The sequence below is a fragment of the Halomonas sp. LS-001 genome, from assembly GCF_052983955.1.
In genome coordinates this window covers 2,325,886-2,348,901 of sequence record NZ_CM129816.1, presented here as the reverse complement: position 1 = coordinate 2,348,901, position 23,016 = coordinate 2,325,886, and the positions used below count along the sequence as shown (strand labels likewise).

Here is a 23,016-nt window from a genome sequence, read left to right as displayed (position 1 = left end):
GCCCTGTCTGATTTCCTTTACCCGGCGGCCATGTCGTCGGGTAGAGAGTGACCCCAATGTCTCTGACCCAAGCCCCTGTGATCTTCTGATCTCTCGCCGTGAGTTGCCGCCATGAATACCGATTATCGTAAGCCTCTTCCTGGTACCGACCTGGACTTCTTTGACACCCGTGAGGCTGTCGAAGATATTCAGGCCGGTTCTTATGCAGAACTGCCCTACACCTCCCGCGTGCTGGCGGAGCAGTTGGTTCGCCGCTGTGATCCGGCCCTGCTGACCGATGCGCTCAAACAGCTGATAGAGCGCCGCAGCGATTTGGACTTCCCCTGGTATCCGGCACGTGTGGTCTGTCATGACATTCTCGGCCAGACTGCTCTCGTTGACCTGGCGGGGCTGCGCGATGCCATCGCGGAAAAGGGCGGTGATCCGGCCAAGGTCAACCCGGTTGTGCCGACGCAGTTGATTGTCGATCACTCGCTGGCGGTGGAGCATGCCGGGTTTGAGAAGGATGCGTTCGAGAAAAACCGTCAGGTAGAAGATCGTCGTAATGATGATCGTTTCCACTTTATCAACTGGACCAAGACCGCGTTTGAAAATGTCGACGTGATTCCGCCCGGCAACGGCATCATGCACCAGATCAATCTGGAAAAAATGTCGCCGGTGGTTCAGAAGCTCAATGGCGTGGCTTTCCCGGATACCTGTGTCGGCACCGACAGTCACACGCCGATGGTCGATGCCCTCGGGGTGATTTCCGTCGGTGTGGGTGGCCTTGAGGCCGAGAGCGTGATGCTGGGGCGTGCTTCGATGATGCGCTTGCCGGATATCATTGGCGTCAAGCTGACCGGTAAATTGCAGCCGGGCGTGACCGGCACGGATATGGTGCTGGCGATTACCGAGTTTCTGCGCGAATCCAAGGTGGTGGGCGCCTATCTTGAATTCTTCGGGGAAGGCGCTGACAGCCTTACGGTGGGTGATCGGGCGACCATCTCCAACATGACGCCGGAATACGGCGCCACCGCGGCGATGTTCTACATTGATAACCAGACGATCGACTACCTGAAATTGACTGGCCGTGACGATGATCAGGTGGCGCTGGTGGAAACCTATGCCAAGCAGACGGGCCTGTGGGCAGACGACCTCAAGGGCGTAACCTACGAGCGAGTGCTTGAGTTTGATCTGTCATCGGTTTACCGCACGCTGGCTGGGCCGTCCAAGCCGCATGCCAAGCTGCCTACCTCTGAGCTTGCCCAGAGGGGTATCGCGGTAGGTCTGGACGCTGCCCGGGCAGAAGAAGCCGAAGGCAAAATGCCGGATGGCGCGGTTATCATTGCGGCCATTACCAGCTGTACCAATACCTCGAACCCTCGCAACATGGTGGCGGCGGGCCTGATTGCACGTAATGCCAACAAGCTGGGTCTGATCCGTAAACCCTGGGTGAAATCGTCTCTGGCGCCGGGCTCCAAAACGGTCAAGATGTATCTCGAAGATGCTGGCCTGATGAGCGAGCTGGAAGACCTCGGTTTCGGCGTCGTGGCCTATGCCTGCACGACCTGCAACGGTATGTCGGGCGCGTTGGACCCGAAAATCCAGCAGGAAATCATTGACCGCGACCTGTATGCCACGGCGGTGCTTTCCGGTAACCGTAACTTCGATGGGCGGATTCACCCGCATGCTCAGCAGGCGTTCCTGGCGTCGCCGCCGCTGGTAGTGGCCTACGCGATTGCCGGGACTATCCGCTTTGATATCGAAAAAGACATCCTGGGTCACGATACCGATGGCAACCCGATTACTCTGAAAGATATCTGGCCAGAAGATGCAGAAATCGATGCCATTGTGAAAAGCTCGGTGAAGCCGGAGCAGTTCCGCCAGACCTACATCCCGATGTTCGACCTGGATAAGAGTGCCAAGGCACAGGTTGAGCCGCTGTATGAATGGCGTCCGCAAAGCACTTATATCCGTCGTCCGCCGTATTGGGAAGGCAAGATGTCGGGCGTGCGCAACCTCAAGAATATGCGTCCGTTGGCGATTCTGCCTGACAATATCACCACCGACCATCTGTCGCCGTCCAATGCCATCATGATGAACAGCGCAGCGGGTGAGTACCTGCATAAGATGGGTTTGCCGGAGGAGGATTTTAACTCTTACGCCACCCATCGGGGTGATCACCTCACGGCGCAGCGTGCAACACTTGCCAACCCTAAGCTGTTTAACGAAATGGTGCGTGATGACAATGGCGATGTGAAGCAGGGCTCGCTGGCGCGTGTCGAGCCGGAAGGTAAAGTGACGCGGATGTGGGAGGCGATTGAAACCTACATGGAGCGTAAACAGCCGCTGATTATCATTGCGGGTGATGATTATGGTCAGGGGTCTTCTCGCGACTGGGCTGCCAAAGGGGTGGCGCTTGCAGGGGTGGAAACCATTGTGGCGGAAGGCTTCGAGCGCATCCACCGGACAAACCTGATCGGTATGGGCGTGATGCCATTGCAGTTTAAGTCCGGCACAACACGCCATACCCTGGCGCTGGATGGCACCGAAATCTATGACGTTGAAGGGGCGCTTTCGCCAGGTGCGGAAATGACATTGGTCATTCAGCGCCGTAATGGTGATGTTGAGCGCGTGCCTGTCATCTGCCGTCTGGATACGGCGGAAGAAGTCACCATCTATACCGCCGGTGGCGTTTTGCAGCGCTTTGCTCAGGACTTCCTTGAATCCAGCGAAACCGCCTGACCCTTTCGCCCGACTCTTTCATCGGGTTAACAGGACGTCTCGTTTTTAGATGATCCGAATAGGCCCGGCACCCTGGTGTGCCGGGCTTTTTATGAGATGTTAGCCGTGGAGCAAAAACAATGAGTTCAGTGCCACAAATCAGAATTCCCGCCACCTATATGCGTGGCGGAACCAGTAAAGGCGTTTTTTTTAATCTTACCGATCTCCCCGTTGCTGCCCAAGTACCTGGTGAAGCGCGTGATCAGTTATTGCTGCGCGTGATCGGTAGTCCTGATCCGTATCAGAAGCAGATTGACGGTATGGGTGGCGCGACGTCCAGCACCAGCAAAACTGTGATTCTTTCCAAAAGTGAATCGGCGGATCACGATGTCGATTATCTGTTTGGTCAGGTCTCCATTGATAAACCCTTTGTGGACTGGAGCGGCAACTGCGGCAATCTTTCTGCCGCGGTTGGCCCCTTTGCGGTCAGTAACGGTCTGGTGGACCCAGCGCGTCTTCCTGAAAACGGTGTGGTGGACGTACGTATCTGGCAGGTGAATATCCAGAAAACCATCGTTGCCAGTGTCACCCTCCGTGACGGTCAGGTGCAGGAAACCGGTGATTTCGAACTGGATGGCGTGACCTTTCCTGCCGCAGAAGTACCGGTGGCATTCATGGACCCGGCAGATGGCGAAGGAGCTATCTTTCCTACCGGTAATCTGGTCGATGACCTTGAGGTGCCCGGTGTCGGTACTCTGAAAGCCACCATGATAAATGCTGGCATCCCTACCGTGTTTGTTAACGCCGAAGATATTGGCTACACCGGTGCTGAGCTTCAGGATGCAATTAACAGTGATCTGGCAGCATTGGAAAAATTCGAGACCATTCGTGCCTATGGTGCGCTCAGAATGGGTTTGATCAATGAGCTTGGTGAAGCCGCTAATCGCCAGCACACCCCCAAAGTGGCATTTGTGGCACCACCGGTCAGCTATACAGCGTCGAGTGGTAAGCAGGTCAAAGCTGACGACGTGGACCTGTTAGTTAGGGCGCTTTCCATGGGGAAACTCCATCATGCCATGATGGGAACAGCCGCCGTGGCAATTGGCGCGGCAGCGGCCATTGAAGGCACCTTGGTGAATCTGGCGGCAGGCGGTGGAAAACGTCGTTCGGTGACCTTTGGTCATCCGTCCGGCAGTTTGCAGGTTGGCGCGGAAGCCAGTCTGTTGGATGGGCGCTGGCAGATTGATCAGGCGGTCATGAGCCGAAGTGCCCGAGTGCTGATGGAAGGCTGGGTACGTGTGCCCGGGGACTGTTTCCAGGCGAAATAATGGAACATGTCAGCTACCCTTGAGTTTTTCGGGGGTAGCTGACGCTCTGATGTGGTGAATGCATTCAGAGAGGCTTCAGTTTAGAACTCAATCTGTTCTTGCAGGCCTTCAACCGTTGCGCTGCCAATGCCGCTCACCCGAGTCAGATCCTCTGCACTGGTAAACTCGCCATTGGCCTCACGCTCTTTCACAATCGCGTCAGCGCGAGAAGGGCCAATGCCCGGAAGCTCTTCGAGAAGGGCGGTATCCGCTGTATTGATGTTGATCGGGGCCACCTGTTGGGCTAGCAATGTTGATGAAAAACCAAGGCATGAGGTAATTAACAGGGCTGCCAGCCATCCTTTGATGAAAATTCTCATCGTTTATCTCCTTTACGATGTTGTTACTTCTTGTTTGCCTGTGGAAAGCGATTTGGCGTCCCACATCTCTAAATTAGCTATATCTTAATTTTTTGCTGTCATTAATTGGCTTACTTTTTTGTAAGATATTTCGCAAAGTTTTGTCCCGCCAGGATTACGTAGTGGGTGAGGCTGATATACTTCAGGCATATACACTGGGTAATGGAGCACTTCTGTGGCAGTCAATTCTCCTCTAATTATTGCATTGGATTATCCTTCCCTGGATGCCGCCCTTTGCATGGCCGATCAGCTCGACCCGACCCAGTGCCGGGTTAAAGTGGGGAAAGAGCTTTTTACCCGCAGTGGACCTGCGGTACTTGAGGCATTGCACGGGCGTGGCTTCGAGGTGTTTCTTGATCTGAAATTTCACGATATTCCGAATACGGTAGCGGGCGCTGTACAGGCGGCGGCTGAGCAGGGCGTGTGGATGGTCAATGTGCATGCCAGCGGCGGGCGCAAAATGATGGAAACCGCCGTGGAGCGCCTGCAGTCTCAGCGCCTGACGACACATCTTATCGCCGTTACAGTGCTGACCAGTCTGAGCGAAGATGAATTACGCGAAACGGGGGTCATGGCATCGCCCGCAGAGCATGTGGCGCATCTGGCAAGGTTAGCTCAACAAAGTGGTTTGCACGGAGTGGTCTGTTCGGCGCAGGAGTCTGCCGCTATCAGAGAAAACTGCGGGGATGACTTTCTGAAAGTCACGCCGGGTATACGCCCAGGCTTTGCCGCTGCGGATGATCAACAGCGTATCATGACCCCAGCCGCTGCCATGCAGGCGGGAAGTACTCATCTGGTGGTGGGTCGGCCGGTCACTCAGGCAGAAAATCCAATGGCAGCCTTGGCGGCGATTGCGGCTGAGTTAGCCTGAATACTATCTGAAAAGCGTTTGATTATTCCCCTTCTACGCCGGTGACCGGCTCGATAGTGCCCCAGTGTCGACAGCTGGGGCACTGCCACTGGAGGGTGTCGCAGCTGAAACCGCAGTGGTGACAACGGTGGCGTATGCGGTTCTTCAGCAATGCATGGGTATGATGTTTAAGCAGTAACAGGCGCTCGTCTGGCGATGTGCGACCGTTCAGGCGCTGGCTCTCCAGATATAAATCAATCAGGTGATCAAGGCCTCCGAGGCTTGGGCTCCTGGCTAACAGGTCTCCTGTCATACTGATGGCTTTTTCGACGCCCTCCCGTTGGCGTATATGATCACCCAGCCCGATTATCACGCTGGTCAGTGGAGCTTTCTCGAGCAGCGCTAACAGATGTTTTTCATATCCCTCTTCATCACCTGCATGCCAATAGGCGCGCTTCAGTGTGGGTAGCATGGTAGAAATGTGCGCGGGCGCATATTGGGGGATCAGCTCCAACTGGGAAATGGCTTGAGGGTAATGGCCATTTTCCATTTCAAGCTCTGCCAGCAGCAAATAAGCACGCACACAGGCGTTATCCAGCTGCAGGGCTTTTTTCAAGTGGCGTTTTGCGAGGGTGTGGCTTGATTGATGCGCTTCCTGCTGGGCTATTTCACACAGCCAATGAGCCGCAGGGCGCGCCAGTTTCGGGTGTTGCCGGATCATGGGGAGAGTAATATCAAGCGCTTCCTGCCAGGCTCTTTCACGTTCAAGAAGATCGATAAGAAGGCGTTTAGCTGTCGTGCGCGGCTCGTCTAGCTGAGTATGCTCGATCACATTGCTCAGTAGCCTCTGGGCGCGGTCATGAACCCCGAGAGTGATAAAATCGCGTGCCAGCTCCAGTTGAACTTGCTCGTTCTGGGCAGGGCTCAAGGCTGGACGGGCGAGTAGGTTCTGGTGGATACGTGCAGCTTTATCCGCTTCACCCCGAGTGCGAAACAGCCTGCCCAGGGCAATGTGCGTATCAACGTTGTCGCTATTGACCTCAAGTGCCTGAATGAATGCCTGTATGGCTTCGTCGGGCTGCTCGTTAAGCAGATAGTTCAGCCCGACAAAATATTCACGTGTAGGCGCGATGGAGGACGAGCGCTGTAAAGTCGCCTCTCGCTTGCGCGCTTGCCAGTATCCAAGACCATAGCCAATGGCAATGGCTGCCATTAAAACGCTTAGCAGCACGGCATCCAGCATTTAGGCCAGTTCCTTGAACTCCTGGGTACGCAGACGGTCGAGTTCTTTTTGCTGTTGCTTGGTTTGGCGTCTGGTGCGGGCGAGATTTGCCTTGAGACGTGTATACACACCCAGCATGGCCAGCATGCCCATAATAACGCCTGTCGCTAGGGCGGCCAGCAGCCAGACAGACAGGGATACGGGCGGCAATTCAAACCAGATCAGGTTCAAGCCAATGGTTTGCTGATTGTTGACGGCAAACAGAATGCCAACTAAGAGCACCAACAGTAAGATAATGGCTAGAATCAGCCCTTTGATCCAACGCATGTTTAGGTTTCCTGATTTGTGACAAATACAATAACACTATTGTGTATGACTCTTCGCCTCACGTCATCCCGCATAAGGTCGCAAAGACAATGTTTGCTGCTATTAAATGGCTTGTTTTTGTGGTCTGGAGCCCGATCAATAGCCAAGCGTGCGGCTTGCATCAACCTGTTCTCGGAGTTCTTTGCCCGGCTTGAAATGCGGAACATATTTGCCTTCAAGCTTAACGGGGTCTCCGGTTTTAGGGTTGCGGCCGGTTCGTGGGTCACGATAGTGAAGTGAAAAGCTACCGAAACCGCGAATCTCAACGCGACCACCCTCAGCCAGGGCATCAGTGATGTCATCAAGGATCAGCCGAACGGCAGTCTCAACGTCTTTCGCTGACAATTCCGGCTGCCGCATTGCGATTTGTTCGATCAGTTCTGATTTGGTCATCAGTGGGCTCCATGCGAACTCGTTAGGCCGTAGCACGCTTCAGGCATCGTCTCAGGTGCCAACGTATGTACTGATATAAGAACCGTTATGGATATTGGTATCAGTACGTTTGCAATACCTTCAGCATACTGTGCAATGCTGAATAAAACAATTGAGCTAAAACAAGCTTCTAGAAGAAAACTGTTGTGGCTTCACTCGGCAGGCAGCTGGCGTGGCTGGCGTGCCCTGTGTGCTCAGGTATACTGAGGCTTCATTTCATTGATTCAGTGAGGCTGACGTTGAGCGACGACACATCTGCACAAGCAATTCTACGCAAACGACTGTATTGGCATTCTCGGCGTGGTATGTGGGAGCTGGATCTGTTGCTGATTCCTTTTCTCGAACAGCGCTACGATTCACTTGGCCATGATGATCAGGTGGCATTTCAAAAGCTTATTGATGAAGAAGACCAGGATCTGTTTGGCTGGCTGATGCGCCGGGAATGGCCCGAAAGCCCTGATTTTCGTCGCATTGTCCAAATGATCGTTGAGCATGCAGAAACCACCGATAACGCTATCTATCGTACCCTCTAAATGGCAGTTTAGATGCCATTTTGGCCTTTATGCCAGCGGTTTACTCCTGGTCGCCTGGCAACTCGCCTGGCGGCCAGAGTGGATGGCTCTGTTAGTGCCCGCATTGATATTAGGCTGGCAGGGTCTGCATCGTTACCAAGGTGTCTGCGGCGCCCAGCAAATGGCCACCCTCTGGGTGGAACATACGGCTGGCGCTCTGCAGGGGCGCTGGTTACAGAGTAATGGTGAGCTGAGTTACCCCTATGCACTCACGTCTACCTATCTGGGGCCTTGTTTGGTTGGCCTTAATATTGGCGGCCAGAGAGTATGGCTCTGGCCCGACAGTGCGCCTTCCTCGTCCCAGCGTGAATTACGGCTCCTGCTGACTTCATTGCCATGAGAAGACGTCAGCGGGGCCTGAAGCGGGAGGTGGACGGTTAGACCAGTGTTTCCTGAACACTTGGAAAGTCCCGCTGTGTCAGCCGTGACGGCTTGGCGGTGGGCTGTTTCTCTGGCCATTCGGGTGAGAAGTGCAGGCCACGTGATTCATGGCGCTGTTGCGCTGCATACACCGTCAAGCGCGCCAGTTGCAGGCTATGATGAAACTGGCGGCTGTCTGGATGCCCTAAGGTCGGATCGATTGTCATCAGGCGCTTTAGCAGATCGACAAGCGCTTCGGCAGCAATTGCCATACCTTCCTGGTGACGCACGATAGCCAGATGCTGGCTCATAATGGCCCGCATGGATTGACGAAGTTGATGCACGGCAGCGGTATCAACCGGTGCGCTTTTGGCAGTTGCCGATGAGGAGGGCGTTGTCGGGGTAGAAGCTTTCGTCGCAGGGCGGTTCAGCAATGCCTCGGCACAGCTGCGTGCAAACACCAGGCATTCCAGCAAGGAGTTGCTGGCCATTCGGTTGGCCCCGTGAAGCCCTGTGCAGGCCGCCTCCCCGATGACATAAAGGTTGCCTACCTCGGTAGCGCCCGTCAGGTCAGTTGCCACACCGCCGCAGCTGTAATGGGCGGCAGGCACAACAGGAATCGGTGTTTGGCTGATATCGATGCCCCGCGAACGGCAATGCGCCTGAATCGTGGGGAAGTGGTGATGAATGGCGCTTTCGCCGAGATGGCGGATATCCAGCCATACATGCCCCTGGGTGCCGCGCTGAATCTGTGCATCAATTGCCCGGGCAACCACATCGCGAGGGGCGAGTTCAGCGCGAGTGTCGATGGCAGGCATGAAGCGCTCACCGTGTTCATTCAGCAGGTAGCCGCCTTCACCTCTGACCGCTTCGCTGATTAAAAAGGCTGGCCCGCCAGGGTCGTAAAGGCAGGTTGGGTGGAATTGCTGGAACTCCAGATTCATCAAGGTAGCGCCCAATGTCGCCGCCATCATCATTCCTTCACCACTATTGGGTGAGGGAGTGGTGGTGTGCTGATAAAGCCCGCTTGCGCCTCCGGTGGCAAGGACCGTATAGAGTGCATTAAGTGTGTGCGCCTTGCCTTCATCGTCCACGGCCTTTGCTCCGCAACAGTTGCCCGTCGCGTCGGCGTAAAGATCAACGACAGTAAGATGGTCGCGTTGGGTAATGTTGGGATGCTGCTGGGCCTTCAGGTGAAGCGTTTCGACGACAGCCTTGCCGGTGGCGTCATCGGCGTGGATGATGCGCCGGGCATTGTGCCCACCCTCGCGGGTGAGATGATAAGGAAATAAAGCGTCAGGCGAAGTGTCGGGCGTGAAAGGGACGCCGCTATCGATCAGCCACTGTATAGCGGCAGGGCCATTTTCCACGGTGAAGCGAACGGCGTCTTCATCGCATAAACCATCGCCTGCGACGAGGGTGTCTTGTACATGGGCATCAAGATTGTCGCTGGGGGAGAGTACTGCCGCAATCCCGCCTTGTGCCCAACGGCTGGCGCCTTGATCATCCTGGGCAGGGCGAATCAGGGTAACCTGATAGCGTGTTGCAAGTGTCAGCGCGAGGGTAAGGCCGGCAACACCGCCGCCGATAATCAGTACGTCGGTTTGAGACACGCTCATTTGCCGCTCCTATTACGCCAGGTGATCATGGAATAGAACCGCATGATAGCGCGTGAACGCTGATTTGACGACGTGCCAGGACGATTTCTCGACGTAAAAGTCGCAGTAAGCTAACTCGGTGACATAACAGTGATGCTAAGCATGCGGGTTAGAATCAGAGAAAAAGATTCTCAAGGGAACCAGGAGAGAGGATTTATAACGAAGACAAAAGTAGCTAGGAGAGGGAAGTAACTAAGAGGGGAGTAGCTAGAACCAAAGTAACTAAAAAGAAAGTTCTATAACTAGGTGGGGGTTATAACAAGGAAGGAAGCACATGGTGCCCGGAGCCGGACTTGAACCGGCACGGAGTTACCTCCGAGAGATTTTAAGTCTCTTGCGTCTACCAATTTCGCCATCCGGGCAAGGCGGGAATCAAACACCGAAAGGAGTAAAAATCGCCGCAAGAAATATGGAGGCTGGAGTCGGAATCGAACCGGCGTACACGGAGTTGCAGTCCGCTGCATAACCACTCTGCCATCCAGCCTTCAAGGTCTTACTACGTTCAAGGTCTTGCTATGTTGCGAGTTGGAGCGGGAAGGAGATTTGACCGGGCTGGCGTTCCAGCTCACGACCCTTGCCTTACCATCTACAAACTCTTTTTGAGTTGGAGCGGGAAAGGAGATTCGAACTCCCGACCCTCGCCTTGGCAAGGCGATGCTCTACCACTGAGCTATTCCCGCTTGACTCGGATGCGAATTATACGCGCTGTTAAGGGTTTGTCAATGCGTTAAATGCGTCTTTATGAACAAATGCTTACATCGAGCGTGACAGGTGAGGCCAGGCTGCCTGTAGATACTGAATCATTGACCACAATGTCAGTGCAGCTGCCACAAACAGAGTGATAATGCCTAAAGAAGCAATGGCATGGCCTGGCGGGAAGGCAATCAGTATGAAAATGGACAGCATCTGCAGGGTGGTTTTCATCTTGCCAATCCATGATACGGCTACCATGCCGCGCTTGCCCATTTCGGCCATCCACTCACGGAGTGCCGAAATCACAATTTCACGTCCGATGATGACCAGCGCGGGTAGAGTGAGCAGCCAGGTATCAAAACGCTCGATTAACAGCGCCAGCGCAATGGCCACCATCAGCTTGTCGGCCACAGGGTCCAGAAAGGCGCCAAAAGGTGTTGATTGGTCCCAGCGACGCGCCAGGTAGCCATCCAGCCAGTCTGTGATGGACGCAATACCAAAAAACACTGCCGCCGCGAGCATGCTCCATGAATAAGGCAGATAGAACAAAACAACTAACAAGGGGATGAAAGCAATTCTGATCAGAGTAAGAATGTTGGGTATATTCATCGCGGGTTGCGATCCTTGCCGAAGAAAAACGGTAAATTGAAGGGGTTATTCTATCCCCGTTGGGCAGTGGCATCTATGCCAAAGCGACATTATCCGTGTAAAGACTGATAAATTGACTCTGCCAGGGCAGCGCTAATACCGGGAACACGGGCAAGTTCTGCGCGACTGGCCTTTTGTACGCCCTGTAAACCACCAAAAAAGCGTAATAATTCTCGCCGACGCTTAGGGCCTATGCCTGCAATTTCCTGAAGTGTGGAGGTGCGGCGTGCCTTGTCGCGCTGAGCGCGATGGCCTGCAATGGCAAAACGGTGTGATTCATCGCGTATGTGTTGAATCAGATGCAAGGCCGGTGACGTACTATCCAGTGGTAAAGGGTGGTCAGATGTATCCAGGAAAAGGCTTTCCAGTCCGGCTTTGCGGGTAGTGCCTTTGGCGACGCCGAGCAATGTGATCGAGGTAATGGCCATCTCCTGAAGCACGCCGCGTGCCATATTAAGCTGGCCCTTGCCGCCATCGACAATCAATACGTCCGGGGCGATGGCTTCACCACTTTTCACTCTTTTCAAACGCCGCGTCAGTGCCTGTTGCATGGCGGCATAATCATCCCCTGCTGCAACACCTTCTATCCGGAAATGACGGTAGTCACCTTTACGTGGGCCGTTTTGATCAAACACAACGCAGGAGGCCACGGTCGCTTCACCATGGCTATGGCTAATGTCGAAACATTCCATGCGTTGGGGTGGTTCTGCGAGCCCAAGCGCCTCCTGGAGTGATTTGAACCGCGCCTCCATCTGCTGATGACTGGCCATTCGTGAAGCCAGCTGCTGCTCGGCATTGGTGATGGCCAGATGCTGCCACTGAGCGCGATGGCCACGCACCTGATGGGTAACACGAACGCGTTTGCCAGCCTGCTGTGAAAAGGCTTCTGCGAGCAGTTGGCTGTCATCCAGCGCCAGGCTGGTAATGATTTCGGTAGGTAGCTCATGGGGCTGGCCCAGATAAAACTGGCTGACCACGTCGGTTAGCAGGGTGGCCGGGTCAAGGTCCAGGTCGTTGGTGGGGTTGTGGTGCCGAGCGCCGAGCATGCGTCCATCGCGGATACTGAGAATGGCAACGGCGATGCCGCCCGGGCGCTGGGCAAGTGCAAAAATATCCGCATTGCCTTGCTCGTTATCCACGAATTGGCGCTGTTGCAGCTGGCGCAGATGTTGAATCTGGTCTCTAAAGCGAGCCGCCTCTTCAAAATTGAGTGCCTGGCTAGCCGCTTCCATGGAGTCGGTTAGCGCCTGGGTGACGTTTTCACTCCTACCTTCCAGGCACATTACCGCATGCTCGACGTCACGACGGTACTCCTGCTCAGAGATATAGCCCACGCATGGTGCGCTGCAACGATCAATCTGGTACTGCAGGCAGGGGCGTGAGCGGTGGGCGAAAACACTATCTTCGCAATTGCGTATCCGGAAAATTTTCTGCATTAATGCAAGGCTTTCGCGCACCGCGCCGCTGCTGGGATAGGGGCCCAGATAGCGGCCATCATTGCGCCGCTGGCGAACGCGTTTATATTCGAGTGCCGGGTACGCATGGCGATCACTGACAAAGATGAACGGATAGGACTTATCGTCGCGCAAAAGAATATTGTAGGGCGGGCGAAGTTCCTTGATCAGTGTCTGCTCGAGCAGCAGGGCTTCTGTCTCGCTACGGGTGACGGTAATTTGTATGTCGGCAATTCGGCTGACCATTGCCTGTGTCTTTGCGTTCAACTGGCCACGAAAATAGCTGGCAAGGCGGGCGTGAAGCCGTTTGGCCTTGCCGACGTACAGCGTACTGCCCTGTTCATCAAGCATGCGGTAAATGCCAGGCGCTGCGCTGACGGTTGCGAGAAACTGTTTTGCGTTAAAGCTCATCGAGTGGCGTTACATCCTGAAAATGTCCCGGAGAATGACCGAAAAAACGGGGTGTTAATCTGAGTGACAACACGTCTTTTTAACGATTAACTCATCACTAAAAAAATTAGGCGACAGGAGACTCAAATCCTTCGACTAAGCCATGACGCAATGCCAGGTGTGTCAGCTCTACGTCGGTGCCGACCTTCAGCTTTTCAAACAGACGATAACGATAGGTGTTCACCGTTTTAGGGCTTAAATGCAGGCGGTCAGAGATTTCCTGCACTCGCTGGCAGTTCACGATCATCATGGCAATCTGTAATTCCCGGTGTGATAGCAGCCCGAACGGATTTTCCTGATGAGTCATATTGGAAAAAGCCAGTCGCTGGGCAATTTCCTGGCTGAGGTAGTGATTGCCATGAAACACCTGACGGATGGCGTTTATCATCTCGTCAGGGTCAGCGCCTTTGCTCAGAAAGCCAGCAGCACCTGCTTCATACATCTTTTTGGCCACACTATCGTCAAGATGAGCGGTCAGGATCAGCACGCGAATGTTGGATAGGCCGCGCTGAATTCTGCGGGTTGCTTCAAGGCCACCGATGCCCGGCATGCGTATGTCCATCAGCACGATATCGGGTTTCAGCTGACGACATTGCGATACGGCCGTTTCTCCATCGTTGGCTTCACCCACAATATGGATATCACGCTCATTTTCGAGCAGGAGCGCAATACTGCTCCTCACCAGATGGTGATCGTCGGCAATCAACACATTGATCAAGGGCGACTCCTGTGATTTTAGCTCGGTGATGGCATTTATTGGGTTTATATTGCCACACTTGCGGGCGTGGGCGCATTAGCCTTGGGAAGGGAGTGCTCAGTGCTTGACGGACGTCAAGGCGATGAGTAGTATTTGCGCACTTTGTAAAAAAGCAGGGGCCTTAGCTCAGCTGGGAGAGCGCAACACTGGCAGTGTTGAGGTCAGCGGTTCGATCCCGCTAGGCTCCACCAGAATTTTAAAAAACCGCTCATCGGATATTCCGTTGAGCGGTTTTTTTTGCTGATTCGTTTTTTGTTGGGTCGTTTATTGCTGGGTCGTGAGTAGCTTAGCCCGATGACGCCTGGGGTTGCCGGTGTCAGGCAACTCTGCCAAGCATTAAAAACTCAATCAGGGCTTTTTGAGCGTGAAGGCGGTTGCCAGCTTCCTGCCATACGACGGCACGCGGGTCGTCAAGCAGTGTGGTGCTGATTTCTTCTCCCCGATGCGCCGGTAAACAATGTAGAAACACAACATCGTCGTTGGCCAGGTCGAGCATGGCCTCGGTCACCTGGAATCCGGCAAAATCCGCTTCGCGCTTCGCCTGTTCTTCTTCCTGGCCCATGGACGCCCAGACATCCGTGGTCACCAGGTCAACATCCTGAACCGCGGCTCTCGGATCATGCAGAAGTTCTACACGGTCTCCGGCAGTTGCCATGATATCTTCACGCGGTTCATAGCCTTTCGGGCAACAGATGCGCAGCTTGAAATCAAACTGTTTGGCCGCATTAATCCATGAATGGCACATATTATTGCCATCGCCAATCCATACCGCCGTGCGTCCTTTGACACTGCCACGCAATTCCGTCCAGGTCATCACGTCAGCGAGCAGTTGGCAGGGGTGGTAATCATCGGTCAATGCATTGATAACCGGCACTGAGCTGGCGGAGGCGAATGTTTCCAGTCCTGAATGGGAAAACGTACGGATCATAACGGCGTCAACCATTTCAGACAGTACTCGAGCGGTATCTTCAATGGGTTCGCCACGACCCAGTTGGGTATCACGAGGTGAAAGAAACAGGGCATGTCCACCAAAGTGGGCCATGGCTGTTTCAAACGATACGCGGGTGCGCGTGGATGACTTCTCAAAAATCATCGCCAGAGTACGATTGGGAAGCGGAGTGTAACTCGGCCCTTGGGCCTTGAGGTTGCTTTTAATCGTGATGGCCCGCTGAATAAGGTAATTCAGCTCATCGGACGTCAGGTCCATTAAGGTCAGAAAATGGCGTGTCGCCATGATTACTCTCCGCGTAAAACCTTTATCCTAGCGAGGCTATAGGGGATGCGCAACGTCGATGCACCGCGTAGAATGATCAACGTTCAGATATTTAAAGTTCGCGTCGGTAGCGCGACTTATTTTATTCGTGAGTGATACCCGTAAGGAGGTTCCATGAGCTCAACTGTAGAGAATATTCAGCAGCAGATCAGTGAAAACCCGATTCTGATTTACATGAAAGGCACCCCTCAGCTGCCGCAATGTGGCTTTTCCGCACAAACGGTGCAGGCGTTGATGAACTGTGGTGAGCGCTTTGCGTTTGTCAATGTGCTGGATAACCCGGATATTCGCACTGAGCTGCCTAAAGTCGCTAACTGGCCGACTTTTCCTCAGCTTTGGGTAGAAGGCGAGTTGGTGGGTGGTTGCGATATCGTGATTGAAATGCACGAAAGCGGTGAGTTGGAAAAGTTGATCAAGGCTGCTGGCGCACGCGCCAATAGCGCTGAAAATAGCGATAACGCCTGATTCAATCCTGATCCGCCAGTTCTGCGGTTGGCGGGCTGAAGCTCAGCGGCTAGAATGACGGATTCGTTATTCCGTCAAAGCGTTTCAGTCCGCTAAAGACTTCAGTCCGCCAAAGGAAATCTTGCTCAATGAGCTATCAGGTTCTGGCCCGTAAATGGCGGCCACGCACATTTCATGAGTTAGTCGGTCAGGCCCACGTTCAGCGCGCGCTGGTGAATGCTCTGGATCAGGGTCGACTTCACCATGCCTATCTGTTTACCGGCACGCGTGGCGTGGGTAAGACCACGCTGGCAAGAATTTTAGCCAAATGCCTCAACTGTACGGCCGGTGGCCGTAGCGATGAGGGCGTAACGTCGACACCCTGTGGTGAATGTGACAGCTGTCGCGCCATTGATGAAGGACGATTTGTCGACCTTATTGAAGTTGATGCGGCCTCTCGTACCAAAGTTGAAGACACCCGCGAGCTGCTTGATAACGTTCAATATGCCCCTACTCAGGGGCGCTATAAAGTGTACCTGATTGATGAGGTGCACATGCTGTCGACCAGCAGTTTTAACGCGTTGCTGAAAACCCTGGAAGAACCACCCCCTCACGTCAAGTTTCTGCTAGCCACGACCGATCCACAAAAGCTTCCGCCGACCGTTCTTTCCCGTTGCCTGCAGTTCACTCTGAAGCATATGCCGCCCGAACGGGTGGTTGAGCACTTGCAACATGTGCTGGGCGCTGAAGGCGTTGTCTTTGAAGAGCGTGCTCTTTGGTTATTGGGTAAAGCGGCCGAAGGCTCCATGCGTGATGCCATGAGCCTGACGGATCAGGCCATTGCCTTTGGGCAGGGTGAGGTGCGCTACGCTGACGTAGCCGCCATGCTGGGTACGTTGGATCATCGTCATGTGCTGGCGCTGGTAGAGGCGTTGGCGGCGGTTGATGTGGCGACCCTGCTCGGCGAGGTGACAACGCTGGCGGAACAGGGGCCGGATTTTGCTGCCGTTCTGGACGATATTACAGCGATACTGCACCGCTTGGCCGTCGCGCAGATGGTGCCTGACGCGGTCGATAACAGTCATGGCGACCGCGACATGATATTGGCGCTGGCGTCGCGATTTACCGCTGAAGATGTGCAGCTTTATTACCAGATTGGTATTCAGGGGCGGGGGGATATGGCACACGCCCCGGATTTACGCAGTGCCCTGGAAATGACCTTGCTGCGTATGCTGGCATTTCGACCGCAAGGCGTGCCGAAGCCGCCGCGGACACCCCTGCCCCTAACGCCGGAAAGGCCTCAGGAGGTTGCTTCCGCGCCTGAAGGGGCTGTGTCAGCGCCTGACGGTTCTGGGTCAGCGCCTGAGGCGTCGGCATCCGACGCATCGGAACCCGCTGCATCATTATCACCGCCGCCGTGGAATGATACTTCTGTCACCGCTGAAGTCGCCCAGCCGGTAACCGAACCCGTTCAGCCAGAAACTCAACAAGCCCAGCCAGAAACCGAACAAGCACCTCCTGTCGAATTGCCGTCGCCTTCTGAACTTGAGCCTGAATCTGAGCCAGCCGGAGTGGATTTACCGTTTCATCCTGAAAATGGGTCAGATGGTGAGGTGGAGCGCGAGATAGTAGGCGAGATAGAACGCGAGGTAGAGCGCACTGACGAAGCTAATGACGTGAAAGCGTCTGAAGATGCCGCGGTGTCTGATGAGTATCTGACGCATACCCGTTGGCTGGCACTGTTTGATGCGCTTGGCCTGGGCGGGCTAACCCGTAACCTGGCTGCGCACTGCCAGTGTGGTCGTGATGATGGCACCAGGCTTGAGCTATTGCTGGCGCCCAGTCAGGCAGCGATGCAGGCAGACGTCCATAACCAGCGTATTGCCAAGGCATTGCAGTCACAAGGGTTTGAGCGTCAGGTCGTATTTGAGGTGCAGGAGCTTGATCCTGCACTGGAAACACCTCAGCAGCGGGATCAGCGCATCGCGCAGGAACGCCATGCACAAGCGGTTGATACTTTAAGCCGCGACCCCAATATACAGAAATTACAGCAGGCCTTCGGTGCAAGACTGGTGGAGTCGAGCGTCAAACCTGTCGCAGCGAACAGATAAGCTCTAATTACTTGAAACCAAGAACCTTTATTGAACGGTATGAAAGGAGAGGCATCATGATGAAAGGCGGAATGGGTAACCTGATGAAGCAGGCTCAGGAAATGCAGGAAAAAATGCAGCAGGCTCAGGAAGAAGTTGCCAAGGCCGAAGTGTATGGCGAAGCCGGTGCAGGCATGGTCAAAGTGACCATGAATGGACGTCATGATGTGATCAATGTCGACGTCGACCCTAGCGTACTTGAAGAAGATAAAGAATTGCTTGAAGACCTGCTGGCGGCTGCTGTCAATGATGCAGTGCGCAAGGTAGAAGCCAGCTCCAAGGAAATGATGGAGCAAGCCACTGCAGGGCTGAACCTGCCGCCCGGTTTCAAGATGCCGTTCTAGGCCATGCGTTTTTCTCCTCTCATTGAGCAGTTGATGGAAGCCTTTCGGGTTCTGCCCGGTGTTGGTCCCAAGACGGCTCAACGAATGGCGCTTCATCTATTGGAACGCGAACGTGAAGGGGGTAAGCGGCTAGCTGCCTCGATAGATCGCGCGATACAGGATGTTGGCTATTGTCAGCGTTGCCGAACCCTGACAGAAGCAACCCTGTGTGGTCTGTGCGAAAGTCCTCGTCGAGACGACGCTCTGCTATGTGTGGTGGAGTCACCGGCGGATCAGCTGGCGATTGAAGAAGCCGGTGGGTTTAATGGTCGATATTTTGTACTTCACGGGCACCTGTCGCCGATTGATGGCATTGGCCCTGAAACGATTGGCCTTGAGCTTCTTGAGCAGCGGGTTGCTCAAGGCGTTGTGCAGGAAATCGTATTGGCCACCAATCCCACTGTAGAAGGCGAGGCGACAGCTCATTATATCGCGGCACAGCTCAGCGATTATGGGGTGCGTTTCTCTCGGCTGGCTTATGGCGTGCCGATGGGAGGCGAACTCGAGTACGTTGATGGCGGGACCTTGAGTCGTGCTTTCAATGGTCGCCTGCCATTTACCAGCGAATAATTTATCAGTACCCGGTTTACTGTGGCGAGTGCACAGTCAACCGCGCGGGTGGTTAATCGTCGTTGCCTGAAGGCAACGTTCAGGTTCCTATGCCCAGGTTTCTATGCACGCGTTACTATGAACAAGTCACCCGCGTCATTCATTTATCGGGAAATATGCCCTTGTCTATTGCCTCACCCTCATATCAATGGATCGATACGCCCCAAGCGCTGGATGCCGCCTGTGCCAAGGTGGCAGATGCGCAAGTGATTGCGCTGGATACGGAGTTCTTTCGGGAAAACTCTTTTTATCCCGTGCCCGCGTTAATTCAGTTTGCCAGCGATGACACCGCCTATCTGATTGACCCGCTGGCGGTTGAATGTACCCCGGCTTTTCAGGCATTGCTGCAGGGTCAGGCCGCCAAGCTTCTTCATGCCAGCAGTGAAGATCTGGACGTTTTCCAGCGTTGGGCGGGTGAGCTGCCGTCACCCCTGATCGATACTCAGGTCGCGCAAGGGTTCCTGGGCGAAAATCCGGGAATGGGGTACCAGAAGCTGGTGGAGTATTGGACGCAGGAAACCCTGCCCAAGGAAGAGACGCGTTCAGACTGGCTTGAACGCCCGTTAAGTCAGGCGCAATGCGAGTACGCAGCCCTGGATGTGATCTATCTGCTCAAAGTCTGGGCGCTGCAGGAAGAGAAATTAAAGGATCTCGGCCGATTGGCATGGGTTGAGCAGGAATGCCAAGAGATTCTGAACCAGGCGGGCAGCAGCAATGCCGATCAATGGTTTACTCGCCAACGTTTACTCTGGCGATTAACGCCACGGCAGATTGAAGCCTATCGCTTGATGACGCTATGGCGCGAGGAAGAAACACGTCAACGCAATTTGCCGCGCAGCTGGCTAGTCAGCGATAAACTCCTGTTTGCGATTGCTGAGGCCATGCCTAAAAACCGCTATGAGCTGGCCAATGTGGAAGGCGTCAAGCCGCCTCTGGTAAAAAAAGTAGGCGATATTCTGCTGAGTCTGGTCAAGAAAGCCCATGAAACGCCCTCGGAAGCGTTACCTGACGCCTGGCCTGACCCCTCACGACCGCCGTTTAAACCCTTGTTCAAGGCATTGAAGAAAGTGGTTGTGTCCGAGGCTCAAGAATTAGGCGTGGCGCCGGAAATGCTGATGCGTCGGCGCGATATTGAGCGCCTAGTGATGCAATCCATTGTGGGTGAAACACTGGTATTGCCGCAAGGCTGGCGCGGTGAACGGCTTAACGCGTCACTGATGGACGCTCTGCAGGAAGCCCCTGAATGACCTACCTTAATGCTGAACGTTTAATCTGCGAAGTTTTCAAAAGCTCACGTAAAGAAGAAATGTATCTCTACGTAGATAAGCGTCGCGGGCTTGTCGATGTGCCTGAGGCATTGCTGGAGCGTTTTGGAACACCGGTGTCGACCATGACGTTGATGCTGACGCCGGACAAAACTCTGGCGCGCGCCAAGGCTGCCGATGTACTGGCGGCGATCCGTGATCAAGGGTTTTATTTTCAGATGCCGCCAGCAAAAGACGAATATCTGTTAAACCTTTATCGCCTGCCGACAGAATCACGTTTTTAAGAATAAAAAAAGAAAAGAAAAGAAAAGGGGGATACGTGTCTGAGCCGTTACGTGAGCGATTCTGGGAACGCTTTCCACTGGAGGAGCTTTCCGATCAGGAGTGGGAAGCCCTTTGCGATGGTTGCGGGCAGTGCTGTCTGTTAAAGCTGCACGACGAAGATACCCAGGAATTGGCGGTGTTGAATGTGGCGTGTCGATTGCTCGACACGCACAGCTGCCAGTGCAGTGATTATGCTAATCGGTTCGACACGGTGCCAGACTGCACTCAACTGACGCCCACTCTGGTGAAGGAATTTACTTGGCTGCCGTCTACCTGCGGATATCGTCGCGTGGCGGAAGGGCGCAAACTGGCAGGCTGGCATCCGCTATTAAGCAATGATGCTGAAAGAGTCCACCGTAAAGGTGTGAGCGTCCGCCATTTTGCTGTTTCCCAGGATGATGTGCCCGAAGAACAGCTTGAAGAGCATATTATCGCTATCCTGCCGATGTCACCCTGAGACGGCAAGGTCCATAACTAGAACGCCAGCGAGGCGCTGGCGTTCAATCTGGCTTGGTAGATCAGCAGCGCTACCAAACTCTGTCAGGCATTGTCGTCGCAACCCAGTGCCCAGAGAATAAATGCATCCTGACGTGCAGCATCCTGCCATGCCTTGAACCGGCCCGAGGCACCGCCATGGCCGCTGCTCATATCGGTATGCAGAAGAATAGGCGCGTTACTCAACTGACATTGATGCAGTCTGGCGTAATACTTGGCGGGCTCCCAGTAGCTGACGCGTGTATCAAACCAGCTGCCTTCAATCCAAACCGTCGGGTAGCGACGTGGAGAGATATTATCGATAGGTGAGTAGCGCTGGATTCGCTCAGCGACATCGGGATCTTCAGGGTTTCCCCATTCGCTGTATTCTGCCGTGGTGAGCGGCAGGTCCGGGTTTTGCATCGTGCGCAGTACATCGACGAAAGGCACGTCGAGCACGGCCCCACAAAAGACCTCGGGGGCGCGATTCAGGCAGGCGCCGACCAATAGGCCTCCTGCGCTGGCGCCACAGGCAACGATTCGCTGTGCATCGCTGATTCCTTTGCTGACCAGAGCATCACGCGCCGCCAGATAGTCGTGAAAACTGTTTTCCTTGTTGGCCATCTTGCCATTCAGATACCAGGGTTCTCCGCATTCGCCACCGCCGCGCACATGGGCGACGGCAAAAGCGACACCGCGCGCCAGTAATTCCAGACGGGCAATCGAGAACCAGGCATCAAGCGGATCGCCGTAGGCGCCGTATCCGTATAGCAAGGTGGGCAAAGGTTGTGATGCCAGGTCGGCACGCATGACCATGGAAACGGGTACCTGTTCGCCATCGTGGCTAGTGGCCCAGATGCGGCGGCTAACCAGCTGTTGCGGCTGCAGGTCGCCGTAGAGAGGTTGCGTTTTAAGAATGCGGCGCTGATGGGTGTTCAGGTCGAGTTCAACCCAGCAAGGCAGCTGAGTGAACGACTCCTCACGCAAGCGTAACGTCGTGGTGTCAAAGTGTGGCGCATCTTCCAGCAGCTGTGAGCAGGGTGTTTCCGGTAAGCTAAGCCGCTGATCTTCCGTAAGCTGATGGTGCGAATCCAGTACCAGACGGCGTAGGTAAACTTGCGCTTGATGGTGATCCCGTTCGGCGATCATCAGACCCCAGGAAAAGGCGTCGACGCCTTCCAGTGTCGTGTCGTCACGATGAGCGATTAGTGGCTGCCAGTCGTCCATTCTGGCGTCTTCGGCGACATCCAGCTGGAAATGCGCGCCTTGTTGGTTATGCAGGCGATAGAAAAAACCCGGGCGGTGCTCAATACTGACTTCGACCCCTGGTTGACGCGGATGCAGGCACTCAAGAGACGATTCAGGCTCGCTGGCGGAAAGTAAGTGTACCTCGCTGGTGTCTTTGGAGGCGGACTCGACCAGCAACCACTGGCGCGAACGGGTCTTGCTCACGCCGACCCAGAATTCCGGGTCCGACTCACGGAACACCAGAGCCTCAGGCAGAGCAGAGAACCGGTCATTCTCGAAGGTTAGCGGCAGCCGCCATAGGCTATCCGGTCGCTGAGTGGCATCGAAGCGCGTGAATAATAGCGTAGCGCCTGTCGTGGTCTGGTCTTCTGCCCAGCACAGACCCGGGCCGATATCTTCCAGCAAACACTGTGGCGTGCCATGGGGTAGATGCTTTATCCATAAAGAAAAACGTTCGTCACCCTGGGTATCTTCTGTCCATGCAAGCCATTGCTCATCGGCGGGTAATGCCATATCTCCGATATCAAAAAATTCGTTCGATGCCGCGCGTTCGGGAACATCGAAAAAACATTCGGCGCTGTCCGGTTGACCGTTAGGGTAGCGCCACCAGCGAGGATAATCGGCATCGGCCGCTGTTTCATTCCAGAACGTAAAGTGGTCAAGCGCTGTCTCAAGACCCGTGACCGACAGTTCGCGACGTGACAGATGGCTTTGGTAAAGCGTTTCTGCCAATGGCTGCAAAGAGCGGAACCACGCTTCGTGTTCTGCGTTGGCGGCAGACAGAAAATCTTGTACCTGAGGGTCGTCTGCCTCTTCCAGCCAGTGCCAGTCGGGATCATTTGAGCGATAATAGGTACTGACAGGAGAGCGGTGGTCGAGGTCTGGCTGTGCTTTCGTCAATTGAGAGGTACCATGGAAAAAATGAATGTTGGGTGAGACGCACCCTGATAAGGAG

At 54.5% G+C, this 23,016-nt stretch carries 22 protein-coding genes and 4 tRNA genes; 13 read left to right on the top strand and 13 right to left on the bottom strand.

What is annotated here, in order from left to right:
• Positions 1-111: 111 nt before the first annotated feature.
• Together acnD and prpF are read left to right on the top strand one after the other, a co-directional pair.
• Positions 112-2,724, top strand: coding sequence for a Fe/S-dependent 2-methylisocitrate dehydratase AcnD (gene acnD / locus ACU6TU_RS10655; protein ID WP_447141398.1), 2,613 nt, complete (start codon positions 112-114; stop codon positions 2,722-2,724).
• Between the two features lie 119 nt (positions 2,725-2,843).
• Entirely contained in the window at positions 2,844-4,031 is a 1,188-nt protein-coding gene (gene prpF, locus ACU6TU_RS10650; protein WP_447141397.1) for a 2-methylaconitate cis-trans isomerase PrpF, read from the top strand.
• 80 nt (positions 4,032-4,111) lie between these two features.
• On the opposite strand, the gene ACU6TU_RS10645 is transcribed toward prpF, so the two are convergent.
• Positions 4,112-4,390 (bottom strand): ComEA family DNA-binding protein, encoded by a 279-nt coding sequence (locus ACU6TU_RS10645; protein ID WP_447141396.1) that lies wholly within the window; start codon positions 4,388-4,390, stop codon positions 4,112-4,114.
• A gap of 214 nt (positions 4,391-4,604) precedes the next feature.
• On the opposite strand from ACU6TU_RS10645, the gene pyrF reads away from it, so the two are divergent.
• Positions 4,605-5,300: an orotidine-5'-phosphate decarboxylase gene (gene pyrF, locus ACU6TU_RS10640; RefSeq protein ID WP_447141395.1), complete on the top strand. Its 696-nt coding sequence runs from the start codon at positions 4,605-4,607 to the stop codon at positions 5,298-5,300.
• Positions 5,301-5,322: 22 nt separating this feature from the next.
• Here the strand turns inward: pyrF and lapB are convergent, their stop codons facing one another.
• From lapB to ACU6TU_RS10625, 3 genes are all read right to left on the bottom strand, one after another.
• Positions 5,323-6,522 (bottom strand): lipopolysaccharide assembly protein LapB, encoded by a 1,200-nt coding sequence (lapB, locus tag ACU6TU_RS10635; protein ID WP_447141394.1) that lies wholly within the window; start codon positions 6,520-6,522, stop codon positions 5,323-5,325.
• On the bottom strand, positions 6,523-6,828 hold the full coding sequence (locus tag ACU6TU_RS10630; protein ID WP_100821589.1) for a LapA family protein: 306 nt from the start codon (positions 6,826-6,828) through the stop codon (positions 6,523-6,525).
• A gap of 135 nt (positions 6,829-6,963) precedes the next feature.
• The gene (locus ACU6TU_RS10625) at positions 6,964-7,260 is read right to left on the bottom strand and encodes an integration host factor subunit beta (RefSeq protein WP_447141393.1); all 297 of its coding nucleotides are present in this window, start codon (positions 7,258-7,260) and stop codon (positions 6,964-6,966) included.
• Between the two features lie 278 nt (positions 7,261-7,538).
• Between ACU6TU_RS10625 and ACU6TU_RS10620 the strand changes: the two genes are divergently transcribed.
• Positions 7,539-7,832: an FAD assembly factor SdhE gene (locus ACU6TU_RS10620; RefSeq protein WP_447141392.1), complete on the top strand. Its 294-nt coding sequence runs from the start codon at positions 7,539-7,541 to the stop codon at positions 7,830-7,832.
• Positions 7,792-8,211, top strand: a complete 420-nt coding sequence (locus ACU6TU_RS10615) for a hypothetical protein (protein WP_447141391.1) — start codon at positions 7,792-7,794, stop codon at positions 8,209-8,211. Before ACU6TU_RS10620 ends, ACU6TU_RS10615 begins: the two co-directional genes overlap by 41 nt.
• 37 nt (positions 8,212-8,248) lie before the next feature.
• Here ACU6TU_RS10615 and nadB read toward each other — a convergent pair whose 3' ends face one another.
• The 7 genes from nadB to uvrY form a co-directional block, all read right to left on the bottom strand.
• Entirely contained in the window at positions 8,249-9,850 is a 1,602-nt protein-coding gene (gene nadB / locus ACU6TU_RS10610) for an L-aspartate oxidase (protein WP_447141390.1), read from the bottom strand.
• 314 nt (positions 9,851-10,164) lie between these two features.
• Positions 10,165-10,251 (bottom strand) — tRNA-Leu (locus ACU6TU_RS10605).
• A gap of 48 nt (positions 10,252-10,299) precedes the next feature.
• Positions 10,300-10,373, bottom strand: a tRNA-Cys gene (locus ACU6TU_RS10600).
• 121 nt (positions 10,374-10,494) lie between these two features.
• Positions 10,495-10,569: transfer RNA gene (locus tag ACU6TU_RS10595), tRNA-Gly, on the bottom strand.
• A 73-nt stretch (positions 10,570-10,642) separates the two neighbouring features.
• Positions 10,643-11,191, bottom strand: a complete 549-nt coding sequence (gene pgsA, locus ACU6TU_RS10590; protein WP_447141389.1) for a CDP-diacylglycerol--glycerol-3-phosphate 3-phosphatidyltransferase — start codon at positions 11,189-11,191, stop codon at positions 10,643-10,645.
• An 89-nt stretch (positions 11,192-11,280) separates the two neighbouring features.
• The gene (gene uvrC, locus ACU6TU_RS10585; protein ID WP_447141388.1) at positions 11,281-13,095 is read right to left on the bottom strand and encodes an excinuclease ABC subunit UvrC; all 1,815 of its coding nucleotides are present in this window, start codon (positions 13,093-13,095) and stop codon (positions 11,281-11,283) included.
• Positions 13,096-13,201: 106 nt separating this feature from the next.
• A complete protein-coding gene (gene uvrY / locus ACU6TU_RS10580) occupies positions 13,202-13,852 on the bottom strand; it encodes a UvrY/SirA/GacA family response regulator transcription factor (protein ID WP_447141387.1) in 651 nt (216 codons plus the stop codon).
• A 154-nt stretch (positions 13,853-14,006) separates the two neighbouring features.
• On the opposite strand from uvrY, the gene ACU6TU_RS10575 reads away from it, so the two are divergent.
• A tRNA-Ala gene (locus tag ACU6TU_RS10575) sits at positions 14,007-14,082 on the top strand.
• A 125-nt stretch (positions 14,083-14,207) separates the two neighbouring features.
• Here the strand turns inward: ACU6TU_RS10575 and argF are convergent.
• Positions 14,208-15,125: an ornithine carbamoyltransferase gene (argF, locus tag ACU6TU_RS10570; protein WP_447141386.1), complete on the bottom strand. Its 918-nt coding sequence runs from the start codon at positions 15,123-15,125 to the stop codon at positions 14,208-14,210.
• Between the two features lie 153 nt (positions 15,126-15,278).
• Between argF and grxD the strand changes: the two genes are divergently transcribed.
• The 7 genes from grxD to ACU6TU_RS10535 all read left to right on the top strand — a co-directional run bounded on the left by grxD (position 15,279) and on the right by ACU6TU_RS10535 (position 20,796).
• Positions 15,279-15,629 carry a Grx4 family monothiol glutaredoxin gene (gene grxD / locus ACU6TU_RS10565; RefSeq protein ID WP_447141385.1) on the top strand — a complete coding sequence of 117 codons (351 nt, stop codon included), beginning with the start codon at positions 15,279-15,281 and terminating at the stop codon, positions 15,627-15,629.
• 128 nt (positions 15,630-15,757) lie between these two features.
• Positions 15,758-17,719, top strand: a complete 1,962-nt coding sequence (gene dnaX / locus ACU6TU_RS10560; RefSeq protein ID WP_447141384.1) for a DNA polymerase III subunit gamma/tau — start codon at positions 15,758-15,760, stop codon at positions 17,717-17,719.
• 56 nt (positions 17,720-17,775) lie between these two features.
• Complete coding sequence (locus ACU6TU_RS10555) at positions 17,776-18,102, top strand: YbaB/EbfC family nucleoid-associated protein (RefSeq protein WP_447141383.1); 327 nt, start codon at positions 17,776-17,778, stop codon at positions 18,100-18,102.
• 3 nt (positions 18,103-18,105) lie between these two features.
• Positions 18,106-18,711: a recombination mediator RecR gene (gene recR, locus ACU6TU_RS10550; RefSeq protein ID WP_447141382.1), complete on the top strand. Its 606-nt coding sequence runs from the start codon at positions 18,106-18,108 to the stop codon at positions 18,709-18,711.
• Positions 18,712-18,866: 155 nt separating this feature from the next.
• Complete coding sequence (gene rnd / locus ACU6TU_RS10545; protein ID WP_447141381.1) at positions 18,867-19,997, top strand: ribonuclease D; 1,131 nt, start codon at positions 18,867-18,869, stop codon at positions 19,995-19,997.
• A complete protein-coding gene (locus tag ACU6TU_RS10540; protein ID WP_447141380.1) occupies positions 19,994-20,299 on the top strand; it encodes a YcgL domain-containing protein in 306 nt (101 codons plus the stop codon). Before rnd ends, ACU6TU_RS10540 begins: the two co-directional genes overlap by 4 nt.
• A gap of 35 nt (positions 20,300-20,334) precedes the next feature.
• Positions 20,335-20,796, top strand: coding sequence for a YcgN family cysteine cluster protein (locus tag ACU6TU_RS10535; protein ID WP_447141379.1), 462 nt, complete (start codon positions 20,335-20,337; stop codon positions 20,794-20,796).
• 83 nt (positions 20,797-20,879) lie between these two features.
• Here ACU6TU_RS10535 and ACU6TU_RS10530 read toward each other — a convergent pair whose 3' ends face one another.
• On the bottom strand, positions 20,880-22,961 hold the full coding sequence (locus tag ACU6TU_RS10530) for a S9 family peptidase (RefSeq protein ID WP_447141378.1): 2,082 nt from the start codon (positions 22,959-22,961) through the stop codon (positions 20,880-20,882).
• Positions 22,962-23,016: the final 55 nt, after the last annotated feature.